This window comes from Salipaludibacillus daqingensis (assembly GCF_029891575.1).
In the GTDB taxonomy this organism is placed as follows: domain Bacteria; phylum Bacillota; class Bacilli; order Bacillales; family Salisediminibacteriaceae; genus Salipaludibacillus; species Salipaludibacillus daqingensis.
In genome coordinates, this window is the sequence record NZ_JARZHF010000012.1 from 38,363 (window position 1) to 53,369 (window position 15,007).

At 36.4% G+C, this 15,007-nt stretch carries 15 protein-coding genes; 6 read left to right on the plus strand and 9 right to left on the minus strand.

Features of this window, described 5'->3' with window-relative positions; translation table 11 throughout:
• Positions 1-6: 6 nt before the first annotated feature.
• Complete coding sequence (locus QDN89_RS19695; protein ID WP_280771888.1) at positions 7-648, minus strand: HD domain-containing protein; 642 nt, start codon at positions 646-648, stop codon at positions 7-9.
• A 287-nt stretch (positions 649-935) separates the two neighbouring features.
• Here QDN89_RS19695 and QDN89_RS19700 point away from each other — a divergent pair, with 287 nt between their 5' ends.
• Together QDN89_RS19700 and QDN89_RS19705 are read left to right on the plus strand one after the other, a co-directional pair.
• The gene (locus tag QDN89_RS19700; protein ID WP_280771889.1) at positions 936-1,949 is read left to right on the plus strand and encodes a 2-oxoacid:acceptor oxidoreductase family protein; all 1,014 of its coding nucleotides are present in this window, start codon (positions 936-938) and stop codon (positions 1,947-1,949) included.
• The gene (locus QDN89_RS19705; RefSeq protein ID WP_280771890.1) at positions 1,949-4,243 is read left to right on the plus strand and encodes a thiamine pyrophosphate-dependent enzyme; all 2,295 of its coding nucleotides are present in this window, start codon (positions 1,949-1,951) and stop codon (positions 4,241-4,243) included. The genes QDN89_RS19700 and QDN89_RS19705 overlap by 1 nt, the downstream gene beginning before the upstream one ends.
• A 135-nt stretch (positions 4,244-4,378) precedes the next feature.
• Here QDN89_RS19705 and QDN89_RS19710 read toward each other — a convergent pair whose 3' ends face one another.
• The 3 genes from QDN89_RS19710 to QDN89_RS19720 form a co-directional block, all read right to left on the minus strand.
• On the minus strand, positions 4,379-5,152 hold the full coding sequence (locus QDN89_RS19710) for a DUF3891 family protein (protein ID WP_280771891.1): 774 nt from the start codon (positions 5,150-5,152) through the stop codon (positions 4,379-4,381).
• A 218-nt stretch (positions 5,153-5,370) separates the two neighbouring features.
• The gene (gene yhfH / locus QDN89_RS19715; protein WP_425335430.1) at positions 5,371-5,553 is read right to left on the minus strand and encodes a protein YhfH; all 183 of its coding nucleotides are present in this window, start codon (positions 5,551-5,553) and stop codon (positions 5,371-5,373) included.
• A 208-nt stretch (positions 5,554-5,761) separates the two neighbouring features.
• Positions 5,762-6,655, minus strand: a complete 894-nt coding sequence (locus QDN89_RS19720) for a chemotaxis protein CheV (protein WP_280771893.1) — start codon at positions 6,653-6,655, stop codon at positions 5,762-5,764.
• Positions 6,656-6,879: 224 nt separating this feature from the next.
• Between QDN89_RS19720 and QDN89_RS19725 the strand changes: the two genes are divergently transcribed.
• Positions 6,880-7,056, plus strand: a complete 177-nt coding sequence (locus QDN89_RS19725; protein WP_280771894.1) for a hypothetical protein — start codon at positions 6,880-6,882, stop codon at positions 7,054-7,056.
• Between the two features lie 278 nt (positions 7,057-7,334).
• Positions 7,335-8,954 carry an alpha-amylase family glycosyl hydrolase gene (locus tag QDN89_RS19730; RefSeq protein WP_280771895.1) on the plus strand — a complete coding sequence of 540 codons (1,620 nt, stop codon included), beginning with the start codon at positions 7,335-7,337 and terminating at the stop codon, positions 8,952-8,954.
• A 236-nt stretch (positions 8,955-9,190) separates the two neighbouring features.
• Here the strand turns inward: QDN89_RS19730 and QDN89_RS19735 are convergent, their stop codons facing one another.
• The gene (locus QDN89_RS19735; protein ID WP_280771896.1) at positions 9,191-9,973 is read right to left on the minus strand and encodes a peptidylprolyl isomerase; all 783 of its coding nucleotides are present in this window, start codon (positions 9,971-9,973) and stop codon (positions 9,191-9,193) included.
• A gap of 153 nt (positions 9,974-10,126) precedes the next feature.
• Here QDN89_RS19735 and ric point away from each other — a divergent pair, with 153 nt between their 5' ends.
• Together ric and QDN89_RS19745 are read left to right on the plus strand one after the other, a co-directional pair.
• Entirely contained in the window at positions 10,127-10,849 is a 723-nt protein-coding gene (gene ric, locus QDN89_RS19740) for an iron-sulfur cluster repair di-iron protein (protein WP_280771897.1), read from the plus strand.
• 184 nt (positions 10,850-11,033) lie between these two features.
• Positions 11,034-11,402 carry a YhjD family protein gene (locus QDN89_RS19745; RefSeq protein ID WP_280771898.1) on the plus strand — a complete coding sequence of 123 codons (369 nt, stop codon included), beginning with the start codon at positions 11,034-11,036 and terminating at the stop codon, positions 11,400-11,402.
• 33 nt (positions 11,403-11,435) lie between these two features.
• Here the strand turns inward: QDN89_RS19745 and QDN89_RS19750 are convergent, their stop codons facing one another.
• The 4 genes from QDN89_RS19750 to QDN89_RS19765 form a co-directional block, all read right to left on the minus strand.
• Positions 11,436-12,290: an amidohydrolase family protein gene (locus QDN89_RS19750; protein ID WP_280771899.1), complete on the minus strand. Its 855-nt coding sequence runs from the start codon at positions 12,288-12,290 to the stop codon at positions 11,436-11,438.
• Between the two features lie 70 nt (positions 12,291-12,360).
• Positions 12,361-12,876, minus strand: coding sequence for a YwpF-like family protein (locus QDN89_RS19755; RefSeq protein WP_280771900.1), 516 nt, complete (start codon positions 12,874-12,876; stop codon positions 12,361-12,363).
• 387 nt (positions 12,877-13,263) lie between these two features.
• Complete coding sequence (locus tag QDN89_RS19760; RefSeq protein ID WP_280771901.1) at positions 13,264-14,280, minus strand: DUF2207 family protein; 1,017 nt, start codon at positions 14,278-14,280, stop codon at positions 13,264-13,266.
• Between the two features lie 35 nt (positions 14,281-14,315).
• Positions 14,316-14,978, minus strand: coding sequence for a TVP38/TMEM64 family protein (locus QDN89_RS19765; RefSeq protein ID WP_280771902.1), 663 nt, complete (start codon positions 14,976-14,978; stop codon positions 14,316-14,318).
• Positions 14,979-15,007 lie beyond the last annotated feature (29 nt).

A 15,007-nucleotide genomic window follows, 5' to 3' on the forward strand; every position in this document is an offset into this window, starting at 1 on the left:
AGTCACTTATTTTTTTCCAGACCATTCTTCGTAAAATTGATCAAGAAATGTTTTTAAAAATGCATGCCTCTCTTCAGCCATTTTATAACCCGTTTTCGTTTTCATTGATGATGTGAGCGTTAATAATTTTTCATAAAAATGGTTGATCGCTGTAGACTCACCGTTTCGATAATCTTCTTTCGTCATCTCTTCTCGGGGCTTTTTATCAGGTATATGCATAGCATCTCCTTTATTCCCCGCAAACATAAAACATCTGGCAACTCCAATCGCCCCTAATGCATCTAATCGATCTGCATCTTGGACTACCTTCCCTTCTATGTGTTCCGGTGGTCGATTAAATCCTCCTTTAAATGAAACCGTGTCAATGGCTTCCATTACTTTTATTTTATCATCGCGAGTGATCGATTGTTTTTCTAGCCATTGCATAACAAACAACCTCCCTGCTTCCTCTGAGTTATGGAACTTATCATCTCCGGCATCATGAAGTAAAGCTGCTAATTCACATATGATTAAATCAGCATTTTCCTGCCTCGCAATTGTTAGTGCATTTTTTCTCACTCGGTCCGTATGATACCAATCGTGCCCCGTTGTATCACTTGCGAACAAGCTTTTTACCCATTTCTCTGCATTTATTATCACTTCACTCATCTGTGACCACTCCTTACCGACATGTATTTTTTCAAATAATAATGTATAAATATTAACAAGCTGTTAACTGTGTTAATCTGTATCTATTTAAAGTTCAAACTGTTATATAAACTATTTCATTGTGAAACCTATAACATTCAATGGTTTTATATGTATTTTAAAAAGTGTATTATTTTTTAAATTTAAACATTTTGTGAACGTGTGACATATATCATATCTTTTTATGCGAGTTTTTTCTATACTAATGCCAAGGGAGTTAGTCAATATTTTTGAAAGGGGATAATGTAATGTCTATTTTACCAAAAAAGAACGAGCTTGGTTTCTTTGAAATTCGCCTCGAATCAATCGGAGGGCTTGGAGCTAATCTCGCGGGGAAAATGTTAGCCGAAGCTGGAGTGCTTGGCTTAGGCTTAAACGGATCCAACTTTTCATCTTATGGATCGGAGAAAAAGGGGTCTCCTGTAAAATCATTTGTTCGCTTTTGTGATGCTGATGTCGATATTCGTGATCACTCACCTATCGAGCAACCACATGTTATCGGTGTCTTTCATGAAGCGCTTTATAAAATGGTTGACGTTGTAAGCGGTTTAGACGCAGATGGGGTTGTGTTAGTAAATACGCAAAGTGATTTTGATGTCATTAAAGAAGATTTAAATTTAGAATCAGGTACGTTAGCTGCTGTCGATGCGTTGAAAATTGCCAATGAAGAAAAAACAAAGGTAAACACGGCAATGCTCGGTGCGCTTTACCGTATTTTAGATTTTTTAGATGCCGATCAAATGAGAGATGTCATTCGCAAAACATTTGAGAAAAAATATCCGCATTTCGTCGAACCTAATATTCGTACATTTAATCGTGGTTACGAAGAAGTTCAATTTAAAACATATGACGTGCCTGCTAATGCTAAGAGTAAAGAGTTTACAAGAGTTCAGCCACGTTTAGGGTATGAAACGCAAGAAATTGGTGGGATCATTTCCGCGCAAGCTAACAGTATTCAAAAAGATTTAAGCGGATCACGTATTGGTTTCTTACCTGAATATAAAGCAGATAGCTGCATTCATTGTGCCGCCTGTGACACGGTTTGTCCGGACTACTGTTTCGTTTGGGAGCAAGGGGAAGACAAACGAGGACGACCGCAAATGTTCCTTAAAGGTGTTGACTATCAATACTGTAAAGGTTGTTTGAAATGTGTTGACGCTTGTCCAACAGATGCCTTAGCCGATATGGCTGAAGTTAAAGGGTATGCAGAGGCGAATCGAGTTAGTCAGAAGTTTCCACTTGTAGCAGGAGGGGTTAAATAATGGCAATGACAGAAGAAAATATTCAAAAACAATCAAACGCTGTACAAATTTCAACCTTTGAATCTGGGAATGAAATGGCCGCAATGGCCGCAGCTCAAATAAATTATCATTTAATGGGATATTTCCCAATTACACCTTCTACGGAAGTTGCACAATATTTAGATATGATGAAATCAAAAGGGTTGCATGACATTGAACTAGTTGCTGCTGATGGTGAACATGGATCAGCCGGTATTTGTTTCGGCGCCGCTACAACAGGAGCTCGTGTTTTCAACGCAACAAGTGCTAACGGATTTCTTTATATGATCGAACAATTACCAGTTCAATCGGGTCTACGTTTTCCTATGGTAATGAATTTAGTAACGAGAGCAGTAAGTGGACCTTTAGATATTCGTGGAGATCATTCTGACTTGTATTATGGCCTAAACACTGGATGGGTTATTTTAACAGCCCGCACACCACAAGCTGTCTATGATATGAACATCATGGCTTTGAAACTTTCTGAACATAAAGACGTTCGCTTGCCAGTAATCGTTGCTTACGACGGTTTCTATACATCGCACCAGAAGCGTAAAGTAGACCTATTTAGAGATCGTGAAACCGTTCAAGGATTCGTCGGTGAATCACCTAAAGGCTATGCGACTTCCATTAATAAAGCAAAACCTGTCACAATCGGGGCTCATATGAATGGCGATGACTTGATGAATAATCATTTCCAACAGTCAGAGGCTCTTTACAAAGCATATGACGTTTATAAAGACATTGCCTCCGAGTACGAAGAACTTTCCGGTCGTCGTTACGACATTTTAGATCAATACGGAATGGAAGATGCGGAAGTTGCTGTTTTCTTATTAAATTCGGCTGCCGAATCTTCAAAAGATGTGGTTGATCGGTTACGTGCGAAAGGTATTAAAGCTGGAGTGGTTAGTCCGAATATTATTCGTCCTTTCCCTGCAGAAGACCTTCGTAATGCGTTGAAAAATGTGAAAGCTGTATTAGTTGGAGAACGCGCTGATTCATTCGGAGCAAAAGGAGCCAACTTAACACATGAATTAAAGTCCGCACTTCAAGAAGACCCTGACAACAACACCCTCGTATTAAGCCGAGTATTCGGTATGGGTGGAAAAGACTTCTACGCAGACGATGCAGAAGCATTTTTCGACATGGCCATTGAAGCGGCGGAGTCTGGCATCATTAAGAAACCATTTGACTATTATGGCATTCAGCCAGGAGATCCAGCAAAAAAGTTAGAGCAAGTCGTTCAACCAATGACTGGCGAAACGTATAAAACTGGTCTCATTAAAGTGACAGAAGATGAAGAAACGAATAAATTGAAAGTGAAAATTCCTCCACTTCGTCAGTTGACAACAAAACCAAAACGATTTGCTTCAGGTCACGGAGCTTGTCCTGGTTGCGGAATTTTCCCTGGTCTTGAATTATTTTTCAAAGGAATTGAAGGCGATGCAGTCATTCTTTTCCATACAGGTTGTGGATATGTTGTAACTTCCGCTTACCCTTATAGTTCTCATAAACAACCATTCATTCATAACTTGTTCCAAAATGGTCCAGCCACATTATCCGGAACCGTCGAAGCATTTTTTGAAATGAAAGAACGAGGTGAAATAGACATTGATGAAGACTTCACTTTCGTTATGGTTACTGGTGATGGTGGAATGGATATTGGGATGGGATCTGCTATTGGTACAGCATTAAGAAATCATAAAATGATTATTTTAGAATATGATAATGAAGGCTATATGAACACAGGGTCTCAAATGTCTTATTCTACACCGTTAGGTCATATGACTAGCACAACATCTGTAGGAAAAGAAGAACAAGGGAAAACGTTCCATCATAAGGATACTCCACAGATCATGGCATCAACGAATATTCCTTATGTCTTTACTGGTACAGAAGCGTATCCACAAGACCTTATTAAAAAAGCAGCGAAAGCACAATGGTACGCGCAAAACGAAGGCATGGTTTATGGTAAGTTATTAATTGCTTGTCCATTGAACTGGAAGTCTGCAGACCGGGATGGCGAATCAATCATCAAAGCAGCCGTTGATTCATGCTTCTTCCCTCTTTATGAAGTGGAGCGTGGCGAAACGAATATTACCGTTAACCCAGAAGCGAAGAACAAGCGAATCGAACTACCAGAGTGGCTTAAGTATATGGGTAAATCAAAACACCTTCTTAAAGAAGAAAATAAAGATATTCTCAAAAGCTTTGAAAATGAAGTTCAACGCCGTTGGGTAACATTAAAAGCAAAACACGAAACACCTTACGTATAAAACGATTTATCGTTTCCATTTTAAACTGCCCCTTGTCAAGTAGACAGGGGGCAGTTTACTATTGATGATAAAAAAGCAATACGCCTACGGGATCAAAGTATGATTTTTGTGACAACATCAAAAAAGTTACAGAGCCTATTTTTTCAGCATGACAGGGTGATAGTCATAAGGCGTATTTCTATATGTTTCTTTTAACGATACTTTTCCTATTTCTTTTTTTGCCAAACGCTTATAAGGAATCGATATGTGTAATTGATTGGATTCAAACGGAAACGGATCCAACTTTACAACTGTTTCTGATTCCCAACTTGAATAGAATTTTTTATTGTTAAGCGTGTTCAACTGTTGTGGAAATCCATCTTTAAACCACGATAATTCATTTTCTTTATCAACACCCCAATGATTCATACATAAATAAAGGGAAAGATTATCACAAAGTTGAAGTAAATCAAAATGAAATTGTCTAGTCTCTGAAGTGAGAGCTTTATCTTGAGAAAACATCTGTTTTAAAAGACTTTCCTGTCTTTCTTCTTGTTGTTTTATAAATGAACTACTTTTTATATCATTTTTTTCATTAAAAAAACTCGCATAATGGCAGCTCAATAAAAAACCTGCATAAGCATCTTCTTTAACTAACTGCTCAATACCTATTTCATAAGCATCCATTTTCATTTTTAGAGGATAATCTGTAAATGAAGCAGGAATCGTTTCTTTTTCTAAAAAAAGAAATTTTCGGTCAAGCGGTATCCAACTTCGATCATGATTAGTAATAGCATACTCTACGGAAGTTCTCCATTGACTTCCATTAAAAAAAGCGTCTTGCCATTTGTTAACGAGTTGCCCTGAAATCAGTGCGTGTTCATGTTGCTCAATGAATATAACAGTATCTTGATCTTCTTTAATAATCATTGTCCTCGCCCCTTTTATATTCATTACCTTTCCCATTTTCTCTTTAAACTCATTCTTTTAGATTTTTTCATATTTTTCTATCACTTTTGAAGGATCACTAAAATAAATGAAAGCCAAAGGAATGAAAAAGTAAACAGAGTTAGAACCCTTCCTTTCTTACTATTAAAAAAGTGAAGACAAAAAAAATCGCTTTCATAAAGAAAGCGATAAAATTATTATTATTTAATTTCAGATTCACAGTCAAGGCATTCATTTGAGTAACACTCATGCATCTCTTCTACTATTTCTCCGCATTTAGAGCATTCTTTCGGGGGTAAGTTACTGAAAAACTCTGTACTAGTCATCAACATTGTAATTTCCCTCCATCCTTTCATTTGACCTAATTGTACTATAACAAACATAGAAATACAATAAATTGTTTTAAAACAATTTAACCTATTTTCGAATCGATTATAGCTTTTACAAAACGATATAAGCGTATAACGGTAATTAAATCACTTTATTTAAAGTTTTACCAATTTGTGTTCCACTGTATAATAGTATTATAGAACAGATGGACGTTTAAAAAGGATCACCTAATTGTTAAGTAATCCTTTTAGCAATATTCGTTTATACTTCAAGCAGTTGATCTAATTTTTGAACAAGTTTGTCTATCTCAGGTTTACTAATTTGAGAATCTGCTCCTACACGCTCACCTTTATGAAACAGATCACCTGTAATAAGAGAAGAAAAAATGACGACGGGGAGTGCTTTAAAATCTGAAGACTCTTTGATTTTTTTCGTTAAATGGTGTCCATCCATTAAAGGCATTTCAATATCTGTAATTAACAGATCGATATTTCTTTGCGATTGCTCTTGTAAATATTCCCATGCTTCTCTGCCATCCTCCGTAAACATTAATTGAGAATAACCAGACTCTTTTAAAATATCTTCTAACAACTTTCTCAAAATTGGTGAATCTTCTGCAATCAACAGTTTTTTCTGTGCTCGGCCTTTCTTTTCAATCCCATCTAATTTACGAGAAGACAAACCAGATTCGGGCATAATGTCATAAACTACTTTTTCATAATCCAGCAATAAAATCATCTGTTCTTCCATTTTAATGACGCCAATAGTAAGGTCTTGTAACCCTTGACTTAACTTATTTGGTTTTTCAATTTGTTCCCAAGAGATGCGATGAATCCTAGATACGGAATGAACATGAAAAGCAACTTTGACCTGATTTAATTCCGAAACAACTAATTTATCATTGTTCGGATGTTCCGACTCTTCAAAACCAATTGCTTTAGCTAAATTAATGACTGGAATAATTTCATCTCTTAGTCGAATAACGCCTTCTACATTAGGATGGGAGTGGGGCATAATCGTTACATCTAACGGTTGAATAATTTCTCTTACTTTCATCACATTGATACCAAAAGTCCCATTACCGACTTGAAAAACAATGACCTCTAGTTCATTCGTTCCACTCTCTAATAATATCCCTTTATTGTCTTCTCTCATAGTAGATCCCCCTATAATTAACTACTCTATCAGTGTATTTTGCATTACTCATAATGATAGATTACCACTATTCTTTGATATATTCCATGTTTTCCTTATAAATACATCAATAATAACTAGGTTTAAAGTCCTTAATACGTACAAAAAAGATTTCAATTGATTCCTTCCACTAATCCTTCTATAATATAATGTGAGACTTGTTTGTTAGATTGGGGGTTATAAACATGTTAAAGCAATTATTTTCTTGGGGATTTTTAGCATTATTTTTGCTTTTCACTCCTGTTACTCAAGCGTTTGCAGAGGGCAACGGAGAAAATGGAGGTTCTTTGCTAGAGGGACCTTTTATCATTTTAGCTTTTGCTACACTAATCTTGATGATGTATTACTCCATTAGAGATTAATAGTTTCAATCAATTATTTGAAGCTACATTAGAAAAAGAAAAGGGAAGTCCCTTTTTCTTTTTCTTTTTTGTTTTAAAATGTATTATCGTTCATTTAGCTGATTATCCTCAATTTTTTATTATTTTGACTCTGTTTTCGTAAGATACTTATTTTGAAAATCATCACTCTTTTTTATATTTGTGCAATCGTTTGCTTAATTTGTTTTAAATCTATTGAAAAAATCGCTTTCATTAGCTAAAATGATAAAAGCAAACGTTTTCAGAAAAGGATGATGTATATGAAGAAGTTTATTAGTTATGCAATGATTTGTTTCGTAATCCTATTTTTTACTGCGTGTAGTGATCCGAGTAATAACACGAACGAAGAAGGAGTAAATGGGACATCAAATGACGCTATTCAGTACTCTCCTAGTGATTTCCCTTCGGAATCTATGGAATTGATTGATCATTTTCCTGAAACGGTTTTTTATGAAATATTTGTCCGAGCTTTTCAAGATTCGTCCGGAGACGGAATCGGGGACATAGCCGGGATGACAGAAAGACTAGATTACTTAGAAGAACTTGGGATCGAAGCTTTATGGTTAATGCCTATTAATCCCTCTCCTACGTACCACGGCTACGACGTCACAGATTATTATGATATCAACCCTGATTACGGTTCTCTTGATGATTTTCGTGCGTTTATTGATCAAGCCCATGAAAGAGGTATCAAAGTGATCATGGACTTGGTTGTTAACCATGCTAGCTACGAACATGAATGGTTTCAAGAGGCATTAAATGACAAAGATAGTCCTTACAGAGACTGGTTCATTTGGGCTGATGAAGATACAAATGTTGATGAACGAGGCGAATGGGGACAGAACCTTTGGCATGGTGAAGAACCGAATCAATACATGAGTGTATTTTGGGAAGGAATGCCTGACCTGAATATGGATAATCAAGATGTTAGAGATAAAATTTATGATATTGGTGAATTTTGGTTAGATGACGTAGGTGTAGACGGGTTTCGTTTAGATGCTGCAAAACACATTTATCCTGGAGAAGCAGAAAAAAATCATCAATGGTGGGCTGAGTTCCGCTCTGAAATGGAAGCAGTGAATGAAGATGTCTTTTTAGTTGGAGAAGTATGGGATATTCCACAAGTCACTGGTCCTTATTTAGAGCGAGGGTTTCATTCCACATTTAATTTTGATTTAGGGGAAAACATCATTCAAGCAGCTAGACAAGAACGCGGTCAACGTCTTGTTTCATCACTCGTAAATGTTCTAGATCGTTATGCAGACTATTCCGATGACTATATTGATTCAACCTTTCTAACGAACCATGATATCGACCGGGTTATGAGTCAACTTCAAGGTAACGACGACCGAGCAAAAATAGCCGCTTCTCTTCTATTATCTTTGCCAGGTTCTCCTTTCATTTATTATGGAGAAGAAATAGGGATGGAAGGACAAAAACCGGACGAACATATCCGTGAACCGATGCTTTGGTATGACGAACCTGAAGAAGCTGATGGTCAAACGACATGGATTAATCCTCGCCATAATAGATCTGATGATGCTCCCTCTGTAGAAAACATGAAAGATGATGAAAATTCTCTTTGGAGACATTACCAAACGTGGGTGCATTTACGTCGCTCTCATTCCGCTCTTCTTTATGGAGAAATCGAAGAATCCTCAACAGATGGTGAAGGCATTGTTTCCTTCATTCGTGAATCTGACGATGAGCGTCTTCTTGTTATTCATAATTTAAGCAAAGAGTCGTCTGAAATAGCTATTGCTGACGAAGATGACGTTTCAACCCTCTACTTCAGCGAGTCTGATCAGACATCACTATCAGAAGACAATATACTTAATATTGATGCTTATTCTAGCGTTATTTTAAAAAAGAATAACTAAAACTTTCAATGGCATCGCAAAATAATTTGCGGTGCTTCTTTGATAGTTCCATCTTTCTCAGATATCATATCGACTTTATTACCTGTTCCTCTCCTCATTTACGTTGCAACTTTACGATTATTCCTAACAAAAAAAAGACCGACAAATGAACGTCTTCATTTGTCGGTCTCCATATATTACATTTATTCCGCTAGTTCTAGTTACTCAAATCAAAAGTCATCGCTCATTGCTTCTAATTAGTTTATAACTTCTACTGTTTCAATAATAACTTCTTCTTCCGGTCGATCTCCCGCTTCTGTATCAACTGATGAAATATCATCAACGACATCCATTCCATCAATCACGTGCCCAAATACGGTATGTGCTGGATCAAGATGAGGTGTTCCTCCTACTTCTAAATACCTCTCTTTAAATCCGTCTGAGAATTCCAGTCCTTGTTCTCCCATTTCATTTAATGATTCTTCATCGTTTAACTGTGGAGTATTGGGCTCAGCATTAACAATAAAAAACTGACTTCCATTCGTATTTGGTCCACTATTAGCCATGGATAACGCACCTGTAAAATGACCTACGGATGAATCAAATTCATCTTCAAACGGTTCACCAAAAGCACTTTGTCCACCCGTTCCCGTTCCGTCAGGGTCCCCACCTTGAATCATGAAGTTTTCTATGACCCTGTGGAAAATCACACCATCATAATAACCTTCTTCACCTAAAGTAAGAAAGTTTTCCACTGCTAAAGGTGCCGCATCAGGAAATAGTTTAATGTGAATTTCGCCCATGTTTGTATGGATGATCGCCTCTCTTTCATTTTCGGCCACGTCATTTGTAAACTGTGGATAGTAATCATCAGCATCGTTACTTGCACTTTCGTTATTTTCAGTATTATTTTCTTCCGTTTGTTCATTATTTTGATTTTCTTGTTCGTTTCCATTATTTTCTTCGTTGTCACCGCAAGCAGAAAGTGTGAGCACCCCCACTAACGCTATACTTGTTAACCATTTGTTTGTTTTTTTCATGTCTCAATCTCCCTATCATGTGAATTTATTTAACGCATTGTAAATGCAATAACGCTTTTACTGATATTAATTTTCATTTTGGTGATTCATATCACCGCTAACGACTCCTATCTCTATTACAATGAAGTCAGATCATATAAGGAGGAATTACTTATGAATACAACGATTAATAGAGAAGCTATGGTAAAAGATTTGGTCATTGAAATCCCTCATTCAGATGAACTATTTAAACACTATCGAATCGACTTTTGTTGCGGTGGAAAGCGTCCGCTTCATGAGGTGATTGCAGAGAAAAATTTAGATGAACAGTCGATTCTTCAAGCACTTGAGACATTGTCTCAAAATGCAAAAGATCGAACGGACCAAGATCAAAAAGATTGGACTGCTGCAACTTATGGTGAATTGATGAATCATGTTGTACAGCGTCATCACGGTTTTTTGTTGAAAGAACTACCTGACCTTAGTTTTTATGTAACAAAAATATTTCGTGTTCATGGTGGTGCTCACCCAGAGTTAGCAGATCTTCATAAACAGTTCCACAATCTGAAAATGGAACTAGAGCAACATATGGTAAAAGAAGAGCAAATGGTTTTCCCTGCTATTCATCGTTATGAACAAACGCTAGACACGAACGATTATGCACAAGCCGTTCAACGCATTGATGAATTGGAAGAAGAACATGAAGCTGCTGGTGACTTATTAAAGAGTATTCGTAGTATCACCAATGATTTTACCCTACCTGCTGGGGCTTGCACAACCTATAATTTAACTTTTTCACGGTTAGAAGCGCTAGAGTCCGATATGTTCCAACATATTCACCTTGAAAATAACATTCTGTTCCCTAGTTTAAAAGCGGACATTACTCAAAAGGCTTAACAGAGAACACAAATCAATAAGGTTATGAGAAGAAAATTCCCTTTTCTTCTCTTTTTTTGTTTTTTCATTTTGGCTCTTAGGAGACATTTACCAAACAAACGTTCTTGACTAATCTATAGAATAAAGTAAACTATAAATAAGAACTAATGTTCGTATATCGTTATAATGAGAAAGGGGTATCACAATGGCCAAACTCACAGCAGAAGAAGAACAGTTAACGGAATCATACATCTTACTTGAGATGGCTCGCAAAGTACTGGAAATCGACTTAGCTAGATTAGATCAAGCACCTCTAAAATTAAAGGATCCATACATTCGTCTCTTGGAGGTGACACTGCACCGTTTGAGTCGACAACTCTACACCACAAGGTTTTCGATGAAACAGCTAGGTATTAAAGTTCAGCTAAATGAATACGACGAAACGTTCTCTGAGTACTCCATTTTCTTCCGAGGTTATGTAGTGACAGCAAAATATCTAAATGCACATTTAAAAAACCAAGTTAGTCGCCAAATTGAAGACTTATTTACTTATGGAAAAAAAGAAGTACATTAAGCTTTAGCTCATGTAATACAATGCTTCGTTTCACTATGTAGCTTTTATTAATGGGAACACTTCTTTCGCCGTATGATAAAATACATCCTCCCAAGAAGATGATGGAATATGAGACTGAATAAATTCTATATACGGTTTTATTTTTACTAACGGCCAGTCCGTACCGAACATAAATTTATCGTAATGATCACAGTAAGCCAATGCATGCTTCATATGATTAAAATAATGTGGTGTTCGTGTGATCCGATTTACTTCTTTTTCATCACCAATAATTAAGCCAGATAAATCAGCAAACACATTCCGATTTTTATATACCACTTCTGCAGCATCGAGCATCCAAGGATCTCCAAAATGAGCAATGACAAAGCTGACATCTCTATGTTTGACAGCTACTTCATCAATCGTTAGTGGATGAGAGTATTTCAGTAACCCACGCTCTGAATACGTATCTCCTGCATGAAAAACAACCGGTAACTTATAATCTTTTGCAAGAGCGTACACTGGTTCATAAATGGGATCAAAAGCATAAAAAGGATAATACCCTAAGTAAATTTTTATCCCCACTAATTTAGGTTGTAGTAATTCCCTCTCTAAATGATAGAGATCTTGCCGACTGAGCCGATAAGGATTGATTCCTGCACAATACAAGACAGAATCACTCGATATAGGTAGCATGTCTAATCCCATCGGTGTCGAAGCAGCAGAGCAAGGAAATCCTCCGCCTCCTTCAAGCTCTCGGAGTCCCATACCAATGGCTAAAGAAATGTTATTTTCCCTCATCTCTTTTTTTAGGCCGTGATAAGAGTAATCAACATGCGACAAGTTTATTGCTGTATGGCGAAAAGAATGTATATGCGATAAATGAACGTGTGCATCAATGATTTTCAATGCAAGTACTCCCTCCTCATCATCACTGTAGAAAACGCCCCTTAATCTAATAGGAAGGCGCTTGATATAATTATTTATTTTCTCCTTCAGCTTCATAATATCCTTGTTCTTTCACTTGTTCGTAGGCATTTGTTAAAATTCCTTGGATAGCTCTTCCCCTATCTTTCTTACGACGACGGTATTCATCATACAATTCTTCTCCTGCATATCCTTCATCGATAAGGTTTTTAATCAACATATCTGACAAGTCGTCTTTTTTTACAACAATAATCCCTTCTAAATGAACAACAATATGATCTTCTAATTGATTGACAGATCTAACTTTACATACGAACGTAGCCGGATCATTTGTCCTCTTAGTAATCGTCACTTCCGTCATAAACGACTGCTCTGTTTCTAGATAATTTTGGAAGAAATCATTCCATTCCTTATCGAGTACCGCTTCTAATAACCAATTTTTTTCCGCTTCTTCTTTATTTATAATTAATCCCTCTGCTAACGGGATTTGTTTCCCCTTCATTTCTTCATTCGTTTCTTTGTCTTCATCAAACAAAACCATTAACGAACATAACTTAAATGTTTTCATATATACTCCTCCAATAACGTAAAATCTTCTTCCCTATATCATACTACCTATTCTTCAATAGAACATCATTTTCCTCTGTTTTCTTTGGAAAAAATACGTTCATTCTATTTTCAAGAAAAGAATTGTTGAGCGAAGCTTTGCGGATGCGTAGCTTGTAAAGCGCTAACGAAAAAGCGCTGAAGTAACGATGAACAGAACATAACGAAGATCGCATCCCACTTAACAAGGGTGTAAATAAAGTGGGATTCTAATCTGCTTTAACTAACAAAAAGTATTCATATTAAATATTTATACAGAAAAAAAGAAACCCTCAGCATAGATGCAACAGAGGATTTCCCGACAATCTGTAAGCCTTGTTTAGAAGCTTTTCAGAAGAAAATCAATGAACTATTCCGAAAAATCGTTAAACTCGTTTTCGATATCGTTTTCACTATGAGCAATTGGAGAAATCACTTTATCCAAAGATGCTTCGAGATCGTCAACCATGTTTTTTCCTTCCAATGAAATTGCCGTCGCACCAGGTGCCATCGCAAAGTACAGAGGAAAACGTTCGTCTTGTAAAGACACTTGAGATGCTTCACGAATAGGGAAATGACTTAAATAATCTTCTTTTAACCCGAAGGCAATCGCATAAACAAAACTAGCTGTTAACCATTGTTCGTCTTTTTTCTCAGGCGAAGTAGTTAGCTCCTCAATAAATGGTTGCCACTTCTGATATTCCAATTGCCCCGCAAACGTCTTAGAAGAAACAGATAACATAGTAATGAATGTAGCGATTCCAGCTACTAGGTAAAGGATACTTAAGAGCGGTGAGGCAATGATAAATCCACTCCCTAATAAAATCATTACTACGGACAACATAAGTAACACTCGTTTATAACTTGGAAACATATTTAAAAGTCCTTTAGTCTTTAACTCAAGCTTCATCGTTTCTTCCCATTCATAGAGACGTTGGATAAATATATCTCGCTGATGTTTACCTTCTGTATAAACGAAAAGATCGTCGACATAAAACACACCATTTTGCCCGACTTCAAACAATATCCAATCGATTAAATACTGTTCACTTTTGGAAGTTGTTTTTTCTTCTACCCCTTCCACAGAAAAGTAATAAGAAGGCCCTCGCTCATCTTCCTTTAACGTTAACATTCGTTTTCTTACTAAATTTAATAACCCTGCAGTAATATGTCGAGTATACGCCCCTCGCCCATAGATTAATTGAGCAATCATTGGTGGTGAAAAAGACTTAAAATCCTTTTCTGTTAAATCACGACTACTACTCGCCATCGAAACAATATGCTTTCGTTTCCATTTTTCCCGACCTATGACACTAAACACCGTAATCATCAAAACGAGAAAAATAACTAAAAATCCTATTTCCAAAGAGGAAAACATTCCTGTCATGAAGCTTCACCTCCAAAAGAAGTTTTTCCTATCGATTACTGAACATTCTTTCGAAAAAATTTCATGAAGTAAAACAATAAAACGAAAAGTGAAAATATGACATAACCGACTAAATAACCGAAGTATTGGTTCTCATTAATCCAAAGTGGACCTGATAAAAGACTTAGCAACCAAACCATTGAAATGTTGCCTAAGAGCGTGGACCAGGCATACGCCCGATCATTTATTGGACTAACCCCAGCAGCAATTGAAATTAAATTACTCGGCATAATCGGAATACTTCGTAAAAAAACAATCATAAATACTCCATAGGATGACAACAAATCTAAAATGTAGGAGAGTTTCTCTTCTTTTCTTTTCCAATATTTTTGTATCGTTTTTTCACTAACTGTTCTCGTTATCCAAAAGCATAGGAGAGCCCCTAAACTCGTTCCGATCAAGCTAAATAAAAAACCAAAAATCATACCGAACGAAATAAAGTGAACCATAATTAATATGATAATAGGAAAAATTGTAATGACATTTTGTATCATCATAAGAGGAATGGTTATTAACAAAATACGATAACCTAATTCTGGAAATAACTCATCTGTAAAATAACTTAAATTTTCTTCACGAAGCTGCATCACCCATTCCCAATTGAATATTACGAGAAGTAAACTGGTACTTATAAGCAGAATCATTGCTGTTTTTTTCATCACATCACACCTATATGAAATTGGAAAAT